This window comes from Curtobacterium sp. MCPF17_050, from assembly GCF_003224435.2.
Taxonomy (GTDB): domain Bacteria; phylum Actinomycetota; class Actinomycetes; order Actinomycetales; family Microbacteriaceae; genus Curtobacterium.
The window spans coordinates 86768-104833 of the sequence record NZ_CP126250.1; the positions used below are offsets into that span (position 1 = coordinate 86768).

Consider the following 18066-nt stretch of genomic DNA (forward strand, 5'->3'; position numbering starts at 1 on the left):
CGGTGTCCGTGCCGACGCTTACGATCCCTGCATGGCTTCCGTCCGATCCGCTGCGGCGTCGACCGGCGACGCCGAGCAGGATCGCGACCCGCTCGTCGACCTACGCCGCGTCGACACCGTGTACCGGCCGGGAGGCCCGGTGGACGTGATCGCGACGCTGCGGCCCCTGTCGCGCGGCTCCGGTGACCCGGCGCACCGGGTGGTCGGGTCCGACGTCTGGCTCGCGTTGCGCACCCCGGAGGGGCCGGCATCCGTCCTCGTCCGCGCCGTCGGCGACGCCGTCGCGATCAGCGCGTGGGGTGCCGGAGCCGCGTGGGCCGTGTCGCACGGACCGGACCTCGTCGGCCGCGGTGACGACTGGTCCGAACTCGACGTGTCCGCGCATGCGTTCCTGGAGCAGGCGCGACACCGCCAGCCGGGGTTACGGCTCCTCCGGACGAACACCGTCGTCGCAATGCTCGTGCCCGCGATCATGGAGCAGAAGGTGACTTCGCGGCAGGCCTGGCGTGCGTGGCGGTACCTCGTCCGACGCTTCGGCACGCCCGCACCCGGCCCGGCTCCCGAGGGCATGGTCGTCCCGCCGGACGCCGACACCTGGGCGCGCATCCCGAGTTGGGAGTGGCACAAGGCCGGCATCGAGCCCGGGCGCTCGGCGACGGTGATGCGCGTCGTGAAGGTCGCGCCCGCACTCGAACGGACGCTGGCGCTCGGCCGCGGCGGGGAGCTCGTCGCGAGTCGGCTGCAGTCCATCCCCGGCGTCGGACCGTGGACCGCTGCCGAGACGGCGCAGCGGTCGCACGGGGACCCGGACTCGCCGAGCGTCGGGGACTACCACGTGCCCGCCCTCGTCGGATGGGCACTCACCGGAGGGCCGGTCGACGACGACGGGATGCTCGAACTGCTCGAACCGTGGCGGGGGCACCGCGAACGGGTCGTGCGGCTCATCTCGGAGTCGGGGTTCCGGAAGCCGGCGTTCGGGCCGCGGATGACGATCCAGGACCACCGGGGACACTGAGACCGGACTGGCCGAACTCGACCCTCGACCCTCGACCCTCGACCCTCGTCCGCGGTCAGCGGTGCCGTGCACCCTCGCCGGCGAGCACCGCGCGGTAGCCCTCGCGGAAGGTCGGGTAGCGGAACGTGAAGCCGGTCGACCGCAGGAGCGCGTTCGACAGCCGCTTGTCACCGCCGGCCTGCCGGTCGGACGCCGGGCCGGGCTGCGGTGCCGGAAGCTGCAGTTCGTCGGCGAGGAACCGGAGCACGTCGTCGAGCCGGACCGGCTCGTCGTCGGTGCCCAGGTAGGTCGGTGCCGGGTCGTCGAGTGTCGCGAGGTGCATGATCGCGGCCGCGGCGTCGTCGCGGTGGATGCGGTTCGTGCGGGGAGACGCCCCCGGGCTCGGCGCGAGTCGGGCCGCGCCGGATCGCACCTGGTCGATGAGCCGCTCGCGCCCGGGCCCGTAGATCCCCGAGAGTCGGAGGAGCACCGCACCCGGAGCTCGCTCGCGGAGGAGCGCTTCGGCCTCCACGAGGACCTGCGCCGTGGGCGTCCCGCCGGTCGCCGGGGTCTCCTCGGTGACTTCGCTGCCGTCCGACACGTCGTACACCGCGGTCGAGGACACGACGACGATCCGTGGGCGCGCTCCCGACCGGTCGATGCCGTCCAGCACGTTCCGGAGGCCGTCGACGTAGGTCGCCCGGTACTCGTCCGGGTCCCGGCTGCCCGCGGCCAGGGTGACGATGACGATCGCGGTGTCGGCGTCGATCTCGGGCACGTCCTGGCGCAGGTCGGTGCTCCGGCCCTCGATCGGTGCGGGCAGGAGTTCCGCGCGACGACGGAGTCCGACGACGCGGTACCCGAGATCGGCGAAGCGGAGGGCGGCCTCGGTGCCGAGGTCGCCGCAGCCGGCGATGACGACGGTCTTGGGGTGCAGCATGTCTCGACCCTCGCACGGATGTGGTGCAGAAGACCACCGGCTTGACCTCCGGGTCGTCTCGGGCTCCGGCGGGTCCGGTCGTAGACACGACGACCCTCGACCGCCGGGTCGGACGTGCTTGTCTTCGGCCGCGCGTTCTGAGCGGCCTCATCCCCGTCTCGCCGGTTGAAGGAGCACTTGTGCATGTTGTGCGCAGAGATATTGCGCGCTTCGAGCAATCCTGGCAGACTGACCTCCTCGCAACCCGAGCCACGAGGACCCTTCCGGGGTCGAACGCCGCGGGTTGCAAGGGACGTTCACTGAAGAACTGCACCAGGTACTGGTGCCCACCGTCATCGTCGACTGGAGGACCCCCGCATGAGTGACTTCGATGGGCTCTTGCGAGCCCGGTCCGACGGGGGCGCCGAAGCGCTCCTGCCCACACCGACGGTGCAGTGCCACGCGGCGAACCTCGCCTTCCTGCCCGGGGGAGACCTCGCCTGTGTGTGGTTCGGTGGCACGCAGGAAGGCGTCTCCGACATCTCCGTCCACCTCTCGCGGCTCCCCGCCGGGACGGATCGCTGGCTCGACCCGGTGCAGCTGAGTTTCGACTCTGCGCGCTCCGAGCAGAACCCGATCCTCTTCACTGCGCCGGACGGCGCCGTCTGGTTGCTCTACACCGCACAGATCGCCGGCAACCAGGACACCTCCGAGGTGCGGCGGCGGACCTCCCTCGATGGCGGCGTGACCTGGAGCGAGCCGACGGCGCTCCTCGGCGACGACGCGCCCGTCGGCGTGTTCGTGCGGCAGACCCCCGTCGTGCTCGAGAGCGGTCGGATCCTGCTGCCGGTGTTCAACTGCCGGACCGTCCCCGGGGAGAAGTGGGTCGGCAACGACGACACCGCGTCGGTCTGGTACTCGGACGACACCGGGGAGACCTGGTCCGAGGTCGCCGTTCCCGAGTCGAGCGGGTGCGTGCACATGGACATCGTGCCGCGCGAGGACGGCGTGCTCTGGGCGTGCTTCCGCTCCCGCTGGGCGGACCACGTGTACGAGTCGTCGTCGACGGACGGCGGGATGACGTGGGAGCCGTGCCGGCCGATCGACCTCCCGAACAACAACTCGTCCATCCAGGCGCGCGCACTCGACGACGGCCGGATCGCGATGGTGATGAACCACGCGAGCAAGGACGACGCGACGAGCCGCCGGGTCTCCCTGTACGACGAGATCGACGACGACGGCCTGGCGGCCGATGCGGCCGACGGTGTTCCGCCGGTCGCGGAACCGTCGCTCGACGCCGACGGACGGAGCGCGTTCTGGGGCGCCCCGCGTGCGCCGATGACGCTCGTGGTCTCGAGCCCCGACGGGCGGTCCTGGCCGACCGCCTACGACATCGAGAACGGCGACGGGTACTGCCTCTCGAACAACAGCCGCGAGAGCCTCAACCGCGAGCTGTCCTACCCCTCGGTGCTCCCCGACCCGGCCGGGGGACTGCACATCGCCTACACCTGGCACCGCAAGTCGATCAAGCACGTGTACCTGCCTGCCGACGTCCTCGCGGCGATCGTGTCGACGCGATCCACCTCCGCCGGTCCGGCCCTCTCTGCGAAGGAGCAGCGAGCATGACCCTCCCCATGGTCTTCGCACTCGCGATCACCGTCCTCATGATCGTGCTGATCATGATCGACCGCCTGCCGTTCGGCGTCCCGCCCTTGATCGCCTGCCTCCTCATGGTGGTGTTCAACGTCGTCCCGATCAACGTCGCCTTCAGCGGCTTCGCGAACGCGACGATCATCATGCTCGCCTCGTTCATGGCGGTGATCGCCGCGTTGCAGAAGACGGACCTCGTCTCGGGCTTCAAACGCATGATCACCCGACTCGGGACGAAGGGCGGCTTCCGGGCCTACGTGCTCATCGTCGTGTTCGTCATGCTCGGCTGCAGCATCTTCGGCACGGGGTCCACGGCCTACTACGTCCTCGTCATCGGCCTCCTGTCGACGCTCGCGTACAACAAGAAGCTGCCGCCGTCGAAGGTCCTCATGCCGGCCGGCTTCGCCGCGAACCACCCGATGCTCCCCTTCAACGTGGCGCTGCAGTACGGCATCGTCGTCGCGGTGCTCGAGGCGGCTGGCGTGCGGGAGAACATCGACCTGGTGCGGTTCTCGATCGTCAACCTCGTGCTCAGCCTCGGGTTCCTCGTCTGGTGCCTCATCGCGTACCGGATGCTGCCCGACCACCCCATCACCGACGACGAGACCGGCGCGACGACCCCGACCGGGGCGAAGGAGCCGGCCCTGGCCGGTGCTCGCACGACCGCCGCAGCCGGAACGGACGCCTCCGGGGTGCACGCCGACACGGCGACCGACCCCGCGGCACCGGGCCCGCACGCCGCCGAGGCGAACGCGACCGCGATCGCCGCGTCGAGCGCGACCGCGACCGTGGCCGCGCCGAGGCTCGACCGCCGGAAGCAGCTGGCGACGTACTTCTGCTTCGTCCTGGCCATCGCCGGGATGATCTCGTACAGCTCCATCGGTGACGCGGGCTACGCCATCACGGGACTCGCCGTCGCGGTCCTGCTCATCACGCGTGTCCTCGACTTCACCGAGATCCGCGACGCCATCAGCCAGCCGATCATCATCATGTCCGCCGGCGTTATCGGCATCGCGGAGGCGCTCGGTGCGACCGGGCTCACGAAGCTCGTCGGCAAGTCGGTCGCCGGGCTGCTCGGCGGCGACGTCAGTCCCTTCCTGCTGGTGTTCGCGTTCTGCGTCCTGACGAGCGTCCTCGCGACCCTCACGGGGTCGACGATCGGCACGGTGTACGTCTTCGCGCCACTGGCGATCGCGACCTGCGTCAGCCTGGGGCTCAACCCCGCGGCCGCTGCGGTCGCCATCGTCATCTCCGGCTGGAACGGCCACTTCTTGCCGATCGACGGGCTCCCCGCGATGGTGATGGGCGTCGGGAAGTACTCGCTCATCCAGTTCTGGAAGTTCACGATCCCGATGTACGTCATCCGCCTGCTGGCCCTGACCGCCGGCGCGCTCCTCCTCTTCCCGATGTGACGGAGAACCCGACATGGAGAACACCTTCGAGCTCGCGCACGTGGGCATCAACAACTCTGACGCAGCAGCCGCGCAGGAACTGTGTGACCTCTTCTGCCTCATGTTCAACCTCGATCCCCGCCAGGGGAAGAAGTCCGCGTTCGCCGGCACCTTCTTCGAGTGCGTACGTTCGCAGTACCTCGGGACGCACGGTCACATCGGGATGTCGACCGGTGACCTCGAGGCAGCGGTCGAGGAGCTCACCGCGAAGGGCTTCGGGTTCGACCAGGAAACGGCAGCCCACTTCGACGACGGGCGTCTGCAGAACATCTACCTCGCGGGTGAGTTCGGCGGCTTCGCCGTCCACGTGATGCAGCAGCCCCGCCCCTGACCTCCCACCGGCCGCCCAGGCCACCCCGCCCACAAGGAGCACCTGAAGTGACCACCACGATCCGCGGCAGCATCCACGCCCTCGTCACCCCGTTCCACGACGACGAGTCGCTCAACCTCGACCAGATGCGTGCGCACACCGACCGCGCCGTCCGAGCCGGTGCCGACGGCGTCTTCTGCCTCGGGACGAACGGCGAGTTCTTCCAGCAGACGGAGGACGAGCGCCTCGCCGTCCTCGAGGCGGTCGTCGACGCCACTGCGGGCCGCGTGCCGGTCTACGGCGGCGCCGGTGCCGTCGGGACGAGGGAGACCGTGCGGATCGCCAAGCGCATGCAGGCAGCGGGCGCCGACGTGCTGTCCGTCATCACGCCCTACTTCGCGGCTGCGTCGCAGGACGAGCTGTACCGGCACTTCGCCGTGGTCGCCGAGGCCGTCGACATCCCGGTGCTCATCTACAACATCCCCGCTCGCACCGGGAACACCATCAGCCCCGCGACCGTCGCCCGGCTGGCGGAGATCGACAACATCGCCGGCGTGAAGGACTCCTCGGGCAACTTCGACGCGATCCTGCAGCTCATCGAGCTCACCGACCCCGAGCACTTCGCGGTGCTCGCCGGGACCGACTCGCTGGTCCTGCCGACGCTGCAGGCCGGCGGCGCGGGCGGCATCACGGCCGTCGCGAACGTCTACCCCCGCACGATGGTCGAGATCCACCAGCGGTGGGCATCGGGTGACCTCGACGGCGCCCGCGCGGCGCAGGCGTCGATCCGCCCGCTGCGGAACCTGTTCGCGCTCGGCAACCCGAACACGATCGTCAAGGCGGCCACCAACGCAGCCGGCGAGGCCGTCGGCCCCTGCCGGGCACCGTTCAACCTGCTGAGCGATGCAGCCCTCGCGAAGATCGCGGACACGGTCCGCGCGGACCAGGCGGCGGGCTTGGGCTGAGCGGTCCTGGACGCGACCACGGCACGTGCCGGGAGGCCCGGTGCGAGTTCATCGGCACCGGGCCTCCCGGCACGGCCGTGGCGCCGGTGCCAGCTGATGGGTCTCACGCCCAGGCCGTCGTGTGGTTGCGTCGCGACGGTCTCGTCAGCGGTTGTACGCCGGCATCGGACCACGCAGTGCAGCGGCGACGTCGTCGACGGCCCGCTGTACGTCCTCGGGCAGCGCACCCGCGGCCAGCGCGGCGAGGTTCGCCTCGATGTTCGCGACGCGCGACCCACCGATCAGGACCGCGTCGACGACGGGACGGCCGATCGTCCACCGCAGCGCGAGCTCGGCCATCGGCATCCCCGCGTCCTCGGCGACCGCGCGGAGCTGCTCCACGGCGCCGAAGACCTCGTCGTTCCAGTACCGGGTGCGGTACATGCCTGCGAGGGGCGAGGAGCCGAAACGCCCCTCCGCTGGCTGCTCGTCCGGGCGGTGCTTCCCGGTGAGGAGCCCGCCACCGAGCGGGTTGTAGACGACCGTCCCGAGTCCGGTGGTCCGGGCGAACTCGGCGTACTCGTCGTCGATCCGCGTCGCGATGACGCTGTAGACCTGCTGGCCGAGGACGGGTGCGGCCAGCCCGAGGCCCGAGGCCGTGTGTCGCAGTTCCGCGATCTGCCAGGCCGCGTGGTTCGAGACGCCCCACGTGCGGACCGCGCCGGAGTCGACGAGCGTCCGGACGGCGCTGAGCGTCTCCTCGTGCGGGGTCGAACGGTCGGGCTGGTGCAGGTAGAGCACGTCGACGTGGTCCGTCCGGAGCCGACGCAGGCTCGCGTGCACGCATCGGTCGATCGCGGCGGCGGACAGGGGAGCGGCACCGTGGGCGTCCGGGTTCGCGATGCCGACCTTCGTCGCGAGCACGACGTCGTCGCGCCGACCGGCGAGCACCGAGCCGAGGATCTCCTCGCTGCGGCCGCCGGCGTACCCGTTCGCGGTGTCGATGCCGGTCCCGCCGGCCTCGAGGAACCGGTCGACCATCTCGGCCGCGGTCGGCTCGTCGACGCTGTCGCCGAAGGTCATGGTGCCGAGGACGGCGGGGGCGAGCCGACGGCCTCGGATGTCGATGTCGCGCAAGGGGTTCCTTCCGTTCGGTCGCCGTCGGGCGACTCGTCGTCGAGCTGCGGGCAGACCATGAGCAGATCACGCTTGCGTGTTTCACGCAACTGACATAGCGTGTTTCGTGCATGATGCCGCATGGCCGATCCGCCTACCGAGCCCGAGGAGGGGTCCGATGTCGAACCGCCTCGCCGCGATCGCTGACGACCTGTCCGGAGCCGCAGAGGTCGCGGCCGTCCTGGGCAGCGGTTCGGCGACCGTCGCCCTCACGCTCCCCGCCGCGCTCGAGCACGTCGCGCGCGCCTCGTCCGACGTCGTCCTGGACTGTGACACGCGAGCGCTCGACCCGTCCTCGCGACGAGCGGTGATCGCGCAGGCCACGCTCCGCATGCGTGCGGCCGGCGCACCGGTCCGGCTGGTGAAGACCGACTCGCTGCTGCGCGGCGGTGTCGGCGACGTCGTCGACGGCCTCTCCGACGCCGGCGCGCGCGTCGTGCTCGCCTCCGCGCTCCCGGCGCTCGGACGTACGGTCGTCGACGGTCGGCTCCTCGTCCACGGCAGGCCCGTGGCGGACGCGGGACTCCACGGCCTGGAGGCCCGGGTGGTCCCCGGTCCGCTGGCTGCGGTCGGACGTCGCGCCCGGTCCGTCCCACTCGCGGTCGTCCGTGCCGGCTCCGATGCCGTCCTCGACGCGGTCGTCCGAGCACATGCTGCCGACGCGGTCCCCGTGCTCGACGCCGACTCCGACGAGGACCTCGACCGGATCGCAGTGGCGCTCGACGGTGCGGACTGCACGGTCGTCGGTTCGGGCGGGATCGCTGCGGCCATCGGTCGGCTCCGTGGAGCGCGGGCCCCGTCCGCGGCCGCACCCGGATCCGGAGATCCGACGGGGGCGCCGGGAGAGCGTCAGTCCGTGCTGCTCGTCGTCGGCACGGCCAGCACGGAGGCCACCGAGCAGCTCGAGGTCCTCGCGGCGAACGGCGTCCCGGTCACGCCCGTGCCCCGTGACGTCCTGCTCCGTGCCGTCGACCGCCGGGAGGTCGACGACATCGACCACCCTGCACTCCACGCTGTTCGGGCCGCCTTACGCAGCGGGAGCGCCGCGATCTGCGTCGAGGACCGACACGAACCGGTCCCGCACCTCGCCCGACGGCTCGCTGACGGCCTCGGCATCGTGGCTGCGGCCATCAGCGGGCGCGCCGCCCTGGTGCTGACCGGCGGAGAGACGGCCCGGTCCGTGCTCACCCGCCTCGAGATCACGGCCATCGTGCCGGAAGGTGTCGTCGAACCCGGATGCATCGTGTCCCGCGCGGACGACGGCCGCCGTGTGGTCACGCGACCCGGCAGCTTCGGGACCGTCACCAACCTGCTCGACGCCGCCACGTTCCTCCAGGCCGCTCGAGAAGACCCCTTCACGGCCGGCGGCCGTGTGCAAGCGGCCGCACGCCGCACGAACGAAAGGCAGCACTGAAGATGAACGCAACTCCGATCATTGCCGTCACGATGGGCGACGGGGCCGGTGTCGGCCCCGAGGTCGTCGTCGAGGCCGTCGTGTCACCGGACGTCCTGGCCGTGTGCCGGCCCGTCGTCATCGGGGACCTCGGTCGCCTCCGCCAGGCCGCAGCGATCCGGGGCGTCGAGGTCACGTTCAACGCTGTCGAGGACGTCGCGGACGCCGCGTACCAGGACGGCGTCATCGACGTGGTGGACCTCGGACTCCTCCCGGAGGACCTGCCGTGGGGGCAGCTCTCGCCGGTCGCCGGCGATGCGGCCTTCCAGTACATCCGGGTCGCGTGCGAGGCGGCGATGGCCGGGAAGGTCCAAGCCATCTGCACGGCTCCACTGAACAAGGAAGCCCTGCACGCCGGTGGCCATGTCTTCCCGGGGCACACTGAACTCCTCGCCGAGCTCATGGGCGTCGAGGAGGTGTCGATGATGCTCTCGACAGCCAAGCTGAAGGTCGTCCACGTGACGACCCACCTCGGTCTCATCGACGCTGTCGCGCGGATCGAGCCCGGACTCGTCGAGCGGACCATCCGGCGGGGCAACGAGGCCCTGGTGCGCGCGGGCAACCCGCACCCGAAGATCGGCGTCGCGGCGATCAACCCGCACGCCGGTGAGAACGGCCTGTTCGGGTACGGCGAGGAAGCGGAGAAAATCGCTCCGGGCGTCGAGGCCGTACGCGCCGACGGGATCGACGCCGTCGGACCGCTGCCCGCCGACACCCTCTTCTTCCTCGCCGGTCGCGGGGACTACGACCTCGTCGTCGCGATGTACCACGACCAGGGTCACGGCCCCGTGAAGGTGCTCGGGATCGAGGCCGGCGTCAACATCACGGTGGGTCTGCCGGTCATCCGCACGTCGGTCGACCACGGGACAGCGTTCGACATCGCGGGCACCGGCAGGGCCGATGTCGCTAGCATGATCGAAGCGCTCCGCCAGGCGGCCGAACTCGCCCCGACAGCGGGGGAGCCGAGCCCGGCCCAGGGCGTCTGACACGTCCCAAGTCCCTGCCGTCCGGAGGTGCCCGGTGTCGATCTCGGCCAGAGCGCGGCGCGATGCCATCGTCACGCTCGCAACGACGGTCGGACTCGCGAGCGTCGATGAACTCTCCGAGCGGTTCGGGGTGACGGCGTCCACCATCCGGCGCGACCTCGCTGCCCTGCAGGAGCAGCGGAAGTTGACCCGGACGTTCGGGGGGGCGATGGCGGTGGCCGCGCACCCCGAGGCATCGTTGCGCCAGCGGCTCGGCGAGCACTTCGACGCGAAGCGCGACATCGCCCGCCGGGCCGCTGCGACCGTGGCACCCGGGGCGTCACTGTTCCTCGACAACGGCTCGACCGTCGCGGCGTTCGCTCATGCACTGCCGATCGACGCCGACCTCACCGTCACCACCACCAGCGTCGGGGTCATCACCGACATGGCCGACCGCGACGACGTCCGACTCGTCATGCTCGGGGGCGAGTACCGGTCGCTGAGCAACGGGTTCGTCGGTCCCCTGACCGAGGCTGCGCTCGAGTACCTGACCTTCGATGCCGCGTACCTCGGTGCAGATGCGGTGTCGCCGGAGCGCGGGATCTGCGAAGCGGACCTCGGTCAGATCCGGCTGAAGGAACTCATCGCTCGTCGTGCGGCAGCCGTGTACGTCCTCGCTGACTCGTCGAAGCTCGCGCAGTCGGAATTCCACGCATGGACCCGACTCGGGAACGGATGGACGCTGATCACCGACGACGGCATCGCACCGGACCTCATCGAGCGCTTCGGAGCAGCGGGCGTCACCGTGGGCACGGCCTGACCTCCGCCACACGGAGTCAACGACTGCGGGAGCTCGCAGGGTCGCGACGCGCGCCGATGATGGAAGTCATCTCGGACACGACGCCCGCGTTCCCCGACGACCAGCGCGACGAGCGGCGTCAGCGTGCAGTCGTGGACGCACAGGTCTGCCGTGGTCCGTCGAGAAGTGCCCGATCCTCACCGCGGAGCCCGAGGGAGGTGTCGCCGACGACGCGGAGCCACCGGGTGAGAGCGCACGCGAGACAGTCGACGTCGGCCTCCGGTACGCCACGACGACTGCCCTCCCGCCGTCGTTCACCGCCCGGCGAGATCGGGCGTCGGCCGGAGCACGTTGGCTGTTGCATCGATGTGGACCTCTGACTCCCGTCCAGAGTCGAGGACCACATTGTGCACTGCGGTGGGGTCGATCATCACTGCGAGCACCGCGAGTTGGCTGATTCCGGTGGCCAGGAGCGCGTCTACCTGACCGGAGAACGCGGACGCATTCGAGCGCGAGTGAGCGTCCTTGGCCACGACGTGATTCGTCGCGACGGAGTTGCCGGAGCCACGTACGAGCCGGATGATGACGGGCGCTTCGCCGGGGGGCGTCACGCGCTGCGAGTCGACGACTTCCGAGAAGTGGTTGCTGACGATGGTGTTGTCGCTGCCATCGACGCGGAGCAGGCCGTACTGGTCGTCGAGGCCGTTGTCGATGTCGAGGAACGGCGTCCACGGCTCATGGTCGCGGAGGAGGTGGTTCGCGGCGATGAGGTTCTCAGAGCTGTTCTCGGCGAGGACGACCATCCCCGGGTAGAACGAATGCAGCCGGTTGTTGGTGATGCTCGACCGAGTGACGCTGCTGAGGCGGACGCTGCTCGCCCCGCGGGGGAACACGTTGTTGGCCGTGATCAGGAGCCCGCCGTGGTGTTCGGCGTAGATGGAGTGGCCTTTGAAGCCGGCACCGATGAGGTTGTCGGTGACCTTCGATGCTTGTCCCCATCCGCGGAGCTCGATGCAGTTGCCGCACTCGGCGATGAAGTTGTCGTGGATGGAGAGGGCGTCGGCGTTGTGGATCGTGAGGCCGTGTTCGAGGTAGACCAGTCCCATCCCGTTGAAGCGGAAGGAGTCGTTGGCGCTGGCGACGTGGACCCCGGTCTTGCCGTTGACGTAGGTGTTCTCCGGGAGCAGGTCGGAGCCGTCTGCGATGAAGTGCATGCCGTCGATGCAGAAGTCCTCGAACTCGACGGAGCTGATCCGAGGACTGCCCTCGCGCTCCACGAGGAACGCGGCGCCGGCCCGCTCGTCCGCATCCTCCGGGAGCGGCATGTCGACGAGGATGCGGCTTCCGCCGGGCCAGAGCTCGTGCAGGTCTGGCCACTCTTCCTCGGGGACGTTGAACCGGATGCTGGAGGAGGTGAATCCGTGCCCGGCGCCGCGGATCTTCAAGAAGCTGATGTCGATGAGGACCTGTGTGCGGAGGCGGTAGTCCCCCGGCGGGAGGTAGACGACAGCGCCAGGCTTGCCGCCGTCGCCGTCGGTGCCACTCTGTCGGCTCTTGACGTCGGCGATGATGCTGTTGAGCACCTCGCCGATGTCCTCGGCCGGATCGCCGACCGGCCAGGTGGTCACGTCGTAGTCGTTGCTGTTCGGCATGGTTGTTGGATCCTTTCGTCTCGTCGTTGCTGTGGCCACTGCGCGCAGCGGAACAGCAGGATCAGTTCGAGGGCCGCTACCGCGTGACAGCGACCGGGGCACGCAAGGGTGCGGCGAACAGTCCGGCTCTGGTGCTGAGCTCGAGGACCGGTCCGTCGAGGAGGATCTCCACGACCCCATCACCTGCCGGCACCGTTCCACCTGCACCGGTCGCTGCCGCGATGTGCAGGTCGTCCCCGGTGCGGTTGATGGTGAGGATCGGTTCCTCATCTCTGGTGACGACCAGCTGTCCGAGATCGGGGTCCCAGTTGATGATGTCAGCGCGGCCATCGCTCGTGAGGTCGATCCGATCGAACGCGGTGTGCGTGTTGACGCCATCGCCGCTGACGACGTCAGGGTGCGGCCGCGCGACGAGCTCATCGCCGTCCAGCGTGAGCACGTGGGGCACGCTCATGGCACCGGTCCAGGTGTCCCCGGCGTGATCGCGGATCTCGCGGAGCCAGAAGACCAGCCCGGGCCGACCGTCGGAGTCGCGGTAGAAAGAAGGTGCGTAGTAGCTGTTCCCCCACGTCAGCCGACCCCATCGCTCGACCCCGAAGACGCCGTCCCGCCACTCCCCGAGTCCGTAGGCGACGTAGTGGAGCTCGTCGTCGTTCCAGACGGAGGTGATGAGCACGTCGACACCATCGATGGTGAAGACCTGTGGGCACTCCCAGAGCTTGCCGGTCCAGACCGGTTCGGTCAGCGAGGTGTTCCGCTGCGCGGCGACGCCGTCGTACTGCCAACTCTGGAGATCCGGCGAAGAGTACGACAGTGCAGCGGCGGTGGTGCCGTCGATGTTCGCTCCGACGAGCATCCGCCATCGGTCACGATCACGGAAGACGAACGGGTCGCGGTAGACCTGCACATCGATGTCCTCGGGGGGAACGGCGACGACGTCCCCCTTGGTCCACGTTGTCCAGTCCGAAGCGGTGGGCGTAGCGGTACGGATATGGCCGATGCTGAAGTCCGGCGTCTGGATCGACGTGTAGAAGATCGTCGCACGATCGCCGTCGATGGCGAGGGAGCCTGACCAGATCCCGTCGTCGCCCTCGCCGGGCACCAACGCCACCGGCTGTTCCGTCCACGTCCGCAGGTCGGTGGACGTCGCGTGCCCCCAGTGGCAGGACGGGGCCCAGCTGGTCTGTTCCGGCACGTACTGGAAGAAGACGTGGTACCTGCCGTCGTGCCAGGTCAACGACAGGGGGTCGTTGATCCAGCCGGATCGAGCGGTCAGGTGGATGCTGGGGCGATCGTCGTCGATCATGCGCAAGGGGTCCCCTCGGAGCGATGGGCCGTTCGCTTGACGGCCTCTGCGTAGATGTATATCTTGGGCCAAGTCGTTTTGGCAAAACGCTTTGTCATTGACACCGTACCCGATCGCAGCGCTGCTGCTGCAGACGAAGGAGACGAAGTAATGATGCTTCGTAGGAAGTCCGGCACGCGTGCCGGCAACAGAGGTCGCATCCTCGCCGGTACTGCCGTGGCCGTGGCATCGGCGCTGTTCCTCAGCGCGTGCGGTGCTGGTGGCGGCGACGGTGGCGGGTCGGCGAAGAGCTTGACCGTCCTCGTCGAAGCCGGGGGGCACGGCGAGCTCCAGCCGATCGCCGATCGCTACAAGAAGGAGACCGGGACGAAGGTCCAGTTCGTCGAGCTGCCCTACGACGGCCTCTACAACCGCGTCAACAGCGAGCTCAACTCCGGGTCGGTGTCCTTCGACGTCGCCGCGCTCGATGCGATCTGGCTGCCCACCTTCAAGGAAGGGCTGACGCCGCTGAACTCGCTCTTCACCGAGGACGTGGAGAAGGACCTCTTCCCGGCGGAGTTGCAGGAGGGCAAGATCGGCGGCGACTACGTCGGTATGCCCGCGTGGACCAACACGGAGATCCTCTACTACCGCAAGGACCTCCTCGACGACCCGGCGAACAAGACTGCGTTCAAGGAGAAGTACGGCTACGACCTCAAGCCCCCAACGACATGGGAGCAGTACCAGGACGAGGCCGAGTTCTTCACGAAGGACGGCATGTACGGCACTGCCACGAAGGGCGCTGTCGAGACCGAATACCTCGCTGCCCTCTCGCAGGCCGGCGAGAAGGACATGGTCGTCGACGACAAGGGGAACGTCACCCTCGGTGACGCTGCCAGCTTGAAGGCGTTGGACTTCTACACGAGCATGCTGAAGTCGTCGGCACCCGGTGCGGCGCAGACCGACTGGGCGGCAGCGCAGAACCTCTTCTACCAGGGCAAGACCGCGCTCATGCTGTTCTGGGGCCACGCCTACCGGCAGATCCCCGAGGACTCGAAGGTCTCCGGCAAGGTCGGCGTCGCCCCGATGATCGCTGGCCCCGCCGGTGTTGCTGGCGTCCCCGGCCCCTACTACCTCAGCGTGCCGAAGGCATCGCCGAACCAGGACGCAGCCGAGGAGTTCATCAAGTTCGCGTACGAGCACAACGACCTGAGCGCGACCACGGACCTCGGGCTCGCCGCGCGGGTGTCCGCGTTCGAGAAGTACCAGGACAAGCCCGGCTACGAAGCGTTCAAGCCGATGGTCGAGACCCTGCAGGCGGAGGGCACCATCCCGCGTCCGTCGAACCCCAAGTGGCAGCAGATCGTCGACAACGCGCTCGTGCCGATGCTGCAGCAAGCCGTCCGACCGGGTGCGGACAACCAGCAGCTCCTCGACCAGGCCAAGACCAAGGTCGAAGACATCCTCAAGTAGAGCGTGGTGGCCCTACGGGGCCACCACCTCCCCCGAACCGAAAGTCGCTCGTGCGCATAACTGACCGACGCTTCGCCGTGCTCATGATCCTGCCGGCGGCGCTGTTCCTGCTCATCTTCATCGGCTGGCCGCTCATCCAGTTCGTGACCAACAGTTTCTTCGACATCAACCAGCTCGCAGGCACTCGCCGGTTCGTCGGTTTCAGCAACTACATCACCGCGTTCACCGACCCGGACTTCGGCAACTCCGCCTGGCGCACCGCGGTGTACACGGCGATCGTGGTGTTCTTCGAGTTCGCCATCGGCCTGCTCGTCGCACTGCTCTTCGCCACGATCGGTGACCGCTCACGCGTCTTCCGCACGATCTTCCTCTATCCCCTGATGATCGCGCCGATCGTCGCGGGCCTGCTCTGGAAGTTCCTGCTCAGCGACAACTTCGGCATCGTCGGGCAGCTGCTCTACAGCGCCCACCTGCTGCCGTCCCCCAACGCGATCCAGTGGCTGAGTGACCCGAAGATCGCTCTGGTGTCGGTCTCCATCCCGGACGTCTGGCTGACAACGTCGTTCATCACGCTCGTGCTGTTCGCCGGTCTGCAGAACATCCCCGGCGACGTCCTCGAGGCGGCCCGCCTCGACGGAGCCCGATACCCCACACTGCTGTTCCGCATCGTGATCCCGCTGCTGCGTCCCGTGATCGCCGTCGCGCTCATCGTCCGTGGTGTGGACGCCGCTCGCGCATTCGACGTGATCGTGCTGCAGACCAACGGTGGCCCACAGAACGCCACCGAGACGATGTCACTGCTGGTGTACCAGACCCAGATCCGCTACGGCGACCCCGGCCTGGCAAGCGCAATGGGCACCATCTACCTCATCGCGATGCTGGCCGTGGCCATCTTCGCGATCTTCAAGATCTGGCGACCCGGGAGTGACCAGTGAACGGCCTCGAAACACAGCGCATCGGCACGAAGACCATCCTCTGGATCGCCCTGATCCTGCTCGTCGTGCTCTACGCGTTCCCCTTCCTCTACATGGTGCTCACCTCACTGAAGGTGCCGGTCGAGACGATCGCGGTGCCGCCGACCATCTGGCCGCGGAACTGGACGCTGGAGAACTACAGCTCGGCACTCGGCACCAGCGGAGTTCCAGCGTCCTTCATCAACAGCATCGTCACCGCGGCGATCAGCACCGTCATGTCCCTCGTGCTGGCAGTGCCAGCCGCGTACGCAGTCACCCGGTACCGGACCCGCTTCGGGCAGGTGTTCATCCTCGTCGCCCTCGTGACCCGCATGGTTCCGGCGATCGTCGTCGGGGCCCCCTTGATCACGATGTTCCGTAGCGTGGGCATCCAGGACACGTCATTCGCCCTCGCGATCGCCCACACCACGATCTCACTGCCACTGTCGATCTGGCTGCTGTCGAGCTTCTTCCAGGCTGTTCCAGAAGAACTCGAGGAAGCTGCCCGTGTTGACGGCGCTTCCAGGATCGGCGCGTTGATCCGCGTGATCCTGCCGGTGACCGCCGGCGGCCTCGCGGTCACCGCGATCTTCGCGTTCCTGGCATCGTGGAACGACTACATCTTCGCCCTGCTGCTCACCTCGGTGCGTGCGCAGACGACTCCACTCATGATCGCCGACTTCCAGACGCAGTTCGGTCTCGACTGGGGAACGATGACCGCCCTCGGCATCGTGTACTCGGTACCCGTCATCCTGCTGACGTTCGTTCTGCAGCGGCACATCGTCGCTGGTCTCACACTGGGCGCAGTCAAGGGGTGATCATCGCCCACTCGGAGATCCCACTTCCGGTGGACTTAGGGTGATGATGCTCGCGTTTCACACCGGGAGCGGGACCTTCCCACGGCCGCGAGCATCAGCGATGGTGTGCTCGGCCAAGACGGATGCCGCCGACCAACGCAGGGCCGGACGCGATCCGACCTCCCACGGAACGAAAGGATCGATGGTGGCTCCGAGACGCGTCGGCATCAAGGACGTCGCAGCCGAGGCCGGGGTGTCCGTCACCACCGTCTCCCACATCCTCAACGACGTCGACTTCCTCCGAGCCAGCGACGAGACCCGCGAGCGGGTCAAGGACGCTGCACGCCGCCTGGGCTACGGCCCGAACCGGATGGCGCGGGGCCTGCGCATGCAGCGCTCTGAGATGATCGGCCTGCTCAGCGAAGAGATCGCCACGACCCCGCACGCTGGTCGGATCATCCTCGGCGCGCAGAACGCGGCCCGTCGCCACGGGTTGACGCTGGTCATCATCAACACCGAGCGGGACGACGTCGCCGCGAACGCCACCGCCCTCATCCGGCAACAGGTCGATGGTGTCCTCTACGCCACGATGTACCACCGCGAGATCACTCCCCCGACCGAACTCGATGTCATACCGACCGTGGTCATCGACGCGACCGACAGCACCAGGAAGCACCCCGCGGTCGCCCCAGATGAACGCAGCGGTGCCCGCGCCGCGATGGAAGAGCTCCTCACTGCCGGGCACCGACGCATCGGCTTCATCAACAACGTGGACGACGTTCCCGCCACCCGTGAACGCTTGGCGGGGTACACGGAGAGCCTGCTGGAAGCCGGTCTCGACGTCGACGAGTCGCTCGTCCGCGCGGCCCCGTCCGAAACCCCGGGCGGCTACGACGCTGCGCGTGCGCTGTTGCAGCGTCCTGACCGGCCGACCGCCCTGTTCTGCTACAACGACCGCATGGCGATGGGCGCTTACCGCGCTGCAGCAGAGCTGCAACTCCGCATCCCCACCGACCTCTCAGTGGTGGGCTTCGACAACCAGGAGCTCATCGCAGAGGGGCTCTTCCCCGCGCTGACCACTGTGGCGCTGCCGCACTACGAGATGGGCGAGTGGGCCCTCGAACGCCTCGTCGAGCTGCAGAACGACCTTCCGACCCGCGAGCAGCAGCAAGCCGTCGGACCGGTGTTCTTGACCTGCCCGATCGTGCGTCGCGAATCCGTCGCCGCACCATCTCAGTGACGTCC

The 18066-nt window shown here is 68.7% G+C and carries 16 protein-coding genes; 12 read left to right on the forward strand and 4 right to left on the reverse strand.

The features are described 5' to 3' along the window. The first annotated feature begins 31 nt into the window (after nucleotides 1-31). On the forward strand, nucleotides 32-1015 hold the full coding sequence (locus DEJ34_RS00415) for a DNA-3-methyladenine glycosylase family protein (protein WP_181422190.1): 984 nt from the start codon (nucleotides 32-34) through the stop codon (nucleotides 1013-1015). A gap of 55 nt (nucleotides 1016-1070) precedes the next feature. Here the strand turns inward: DEJ34_RS00415 and DEJ34_RS00420 are convergent, their stop codons facing one another. Then, nucleotides 1071-1934, reverse strand: a complete 864-nt coding sequence (locus DEJ34_RS00420) for an NAD-dependent epimerase/dehydratase family protein (RefSeq protein WP_110910742.1) — start codon at nucleotides 1932-1934, stop codon at nucleotides 1071-1073. Nucleotides 1935-2291: 357 nt separating this feature from the next. On the opposite strand from DEJ34_RS00420, the gene DEJ34_RS00425 reads away from it, so the two are divergent. The 4 genes from DEJ34_RS00425 to dapA are packed head-to-tail and all read left to right on the forward strand — an operon-like array spanning nucleotide 2292 to nucleotide 6289. Then, nucleotides 2292-3539, forward strand: a complete 1248-nt coding sequence (locus tag DEJ34_RS00425) for a sialidase family protein (protein WP_110900818.1) — start codon at nucleotides 2292-2294, stop codon at nucleotides 3537-3539. After that, complete coding sequence (locus tag DEJ34_RS00430) at nucleotides 3536-4975, forward strand: SLC13 family permease (RefSeq protein WP_110889472.1); 1440 nt, start codon at nucleotides 3536-3538, stop codon at nucleotides 4973-4975. Before DEJ34_RS00425 ends, DEJ34_RS00430 begins: the two co-directional genes overlap by 4 nt. Before the next feature lie 13 nt (nucleotides 4976-4988). After that, entirely contained in the window at nucleotides 4989-5345 is a 357-nt protein-coding gene (locus DEJ34_RS00435) for a 2-dehydro-3-deoxyphosphogluconate aldolase (protein ID WP_110889473.1), read from the forward strand. A 47-nt stretch (nucleotides 5346-5392) separates the two neighbouring features. Then, nucleotides 5393-6289 (forward strand): 4-hydroxy-tetrahydrodipicolinate synthase, encoded by an 897-nt coding sequence (gene dapA / locus DEJ34_RS00440; protein WP_110900820.1) that lies wholly within the window; start codon nucleotides 5393-5395, stop codon nucleotides 6287-6289. A gap of 144 nt (nucleotides 6290-6433) precedes the next feature. Here the strand turns inward: dapA and DEJ34_RS00445 are convergent, their stop codons facing one another. Continuing rightward, nucleotides 6434-7405 carry an aldo/keto reductase gene (locus DEJ34_RS00445; RefSeq protein ID WP_258368199.1) on the reverse strand — a complete coding sequence of 324 codons (972 nt, stop codon included), beginning with the start codon at nucleotides 7403-7405 and terminating at the stop codon, nucleotides 6434-6436. Nucleotides 7406-7562: 157 nt separating this feature from the next. Here DEJ34_RS00445 and DEJ34_RS00450 point away from each other — a divergent pair, with 157 nt between their 5' ends. The 3 genes from DEJ34_RS00450 to DEJ34_RS00460 are packed head-to-tail and all read left to right on the forward strand — an operon-like array spanning nucleotide 7563 to nucleotide 10682. Continuing rightward, complete coding sequence (locus DEJ34_RS00450; RefSeq protein ID WP_110910741.1) at nucleotides 7563-8858, forward strand: four-carbon acid sugar kinase family protein; 1296 nt, start codon at nucleotides 7563-7565, stop codon at nucleotides 8856-8858. A gap of 2 nt (nucleotides 8859-8860) precedes the next feature. Continuing rightward, complete coding sequence (gene pdxA / locus DEJ34_RS00455; RefSeq protein ID WP_110910740.1) at nucleotides 8861-9883, forward strand: 4-hydroxythreonine-4-phosphate dehydrogenase PdxA; 1023 nt, start codon at nucleotides 8861-8863, stop codon at nucleotides 9881-9883. Nucleotides 9884-9917: 34 nt separating this feature from the next. Next, nucleotides 9918-10682 (forward strand): DeoR/GlpR family DNA-binding transcription regulator, encoded by a 765-nt coding sequence (locus DEJ34_RS00460; RefSeq protein WP_110889476.1) that lies wholly within the window; start codon nucleotides 9918-9920, stop codon nucleotides 10680-10682. 293 nt (nucleotides 10683-10975) lie between these two features. Here the strand turns inward: DEJ34_RS00460 and DEJ34_RS00465 are convergent, their stop codons facing one another. Both DEJ34_RS00465 and DEJ34_RS00470 read right to left on the reverse strand, forming a co-directional pair. Beyond that, nucleotides 10976-12313: a NosD domain-containing protein gene (locus tag DEJ34_RS00465; protein ID WP_110900822.1), complete on the reverse strand. Its 1338-nt coding sequence runs from the start codon at nucleotides 12311-12313 to the stop codon at nucleotides 10976-10978. Nucleotides 12314-12389: 76 nt separating this feature from the next. Further along, complete coding sequence (locus DEJ34_RS00470) at nucleotides 12390-13619, reverse strand: glycoside hydrolase family 32 protein (RefSeq protein ID WP_110900823.1); 1230 nt, start codon at nucleotides 13617-13619, stop codon at nucleotides 12390-12392. Nucleotides 13620-13769: 150 nt separating this feature from the next. On the opposite strand from DEJ34_RS00470, the gene DEJ34_RS00475 reads away from it, so the two are divergent. The 4 genes from DEJ34_RS00475 (at nucleotide 13770) to DEJ34_RS00490 (ending at nucleotide 18061) form a co-directional block, all read left to right on the forward strand. Continuing rightward, on the forward strand, nucleotides 13770-15071 hold the full coding sequence (locus tag DEJ34_RS00475) for an ABC transporter substrate-binding protein (RefSeq protein ID WP_284180691.1): 1302 nt from the start codon (nucleotides 13770-13772) through the stop codon (nucleotides 15069-15071). A gap of 50 nt (nucleotides 15072-15121) precedes the next feature. Next, the gene (locus DEJ34_RS00480) at nucleotides 15122-16006 is read left to right on the forward strand and encodes a carbohydrate ABC transporter permease (RefSeq protein ID WP_110900824.1); all 885 of its coding nucleotides are present in this window, start codon (nucleotides 15122-15124) and stop codon (nucleotides 16004-16006) included. Next, nucleotides 16003-16842 (forward strand): carbohydrate ABC transporter permease, encoded by an 840-nt coding sequence (locus DEJ34_RS00485; protein ID WP_110889480.1) that lies wholly within the window; start codon nucleotides 16003-16005, stop codon nucleotides 16840-16842. Before DEJ34_RS00480 ends, DEJ34_RS00485 begins: the two co-directional genes overlap by 4 nt. Before the next feature lie 181 nt (nucleotides 16843-17023). Next, nucleotides 17024-18061 (forward strand): LacI family DNA-binding transcriptional regulator, encoded by a 1038-nt coding sequence (locus DEJ34_RS00490; protein WP_110900825.1) that lies wholly within the window; start codon nucleotides 17024-17026, stop codon nucleotides 18059-18061. Nucleotides 18062-18066: the final 5 nt, after the last annotated feature.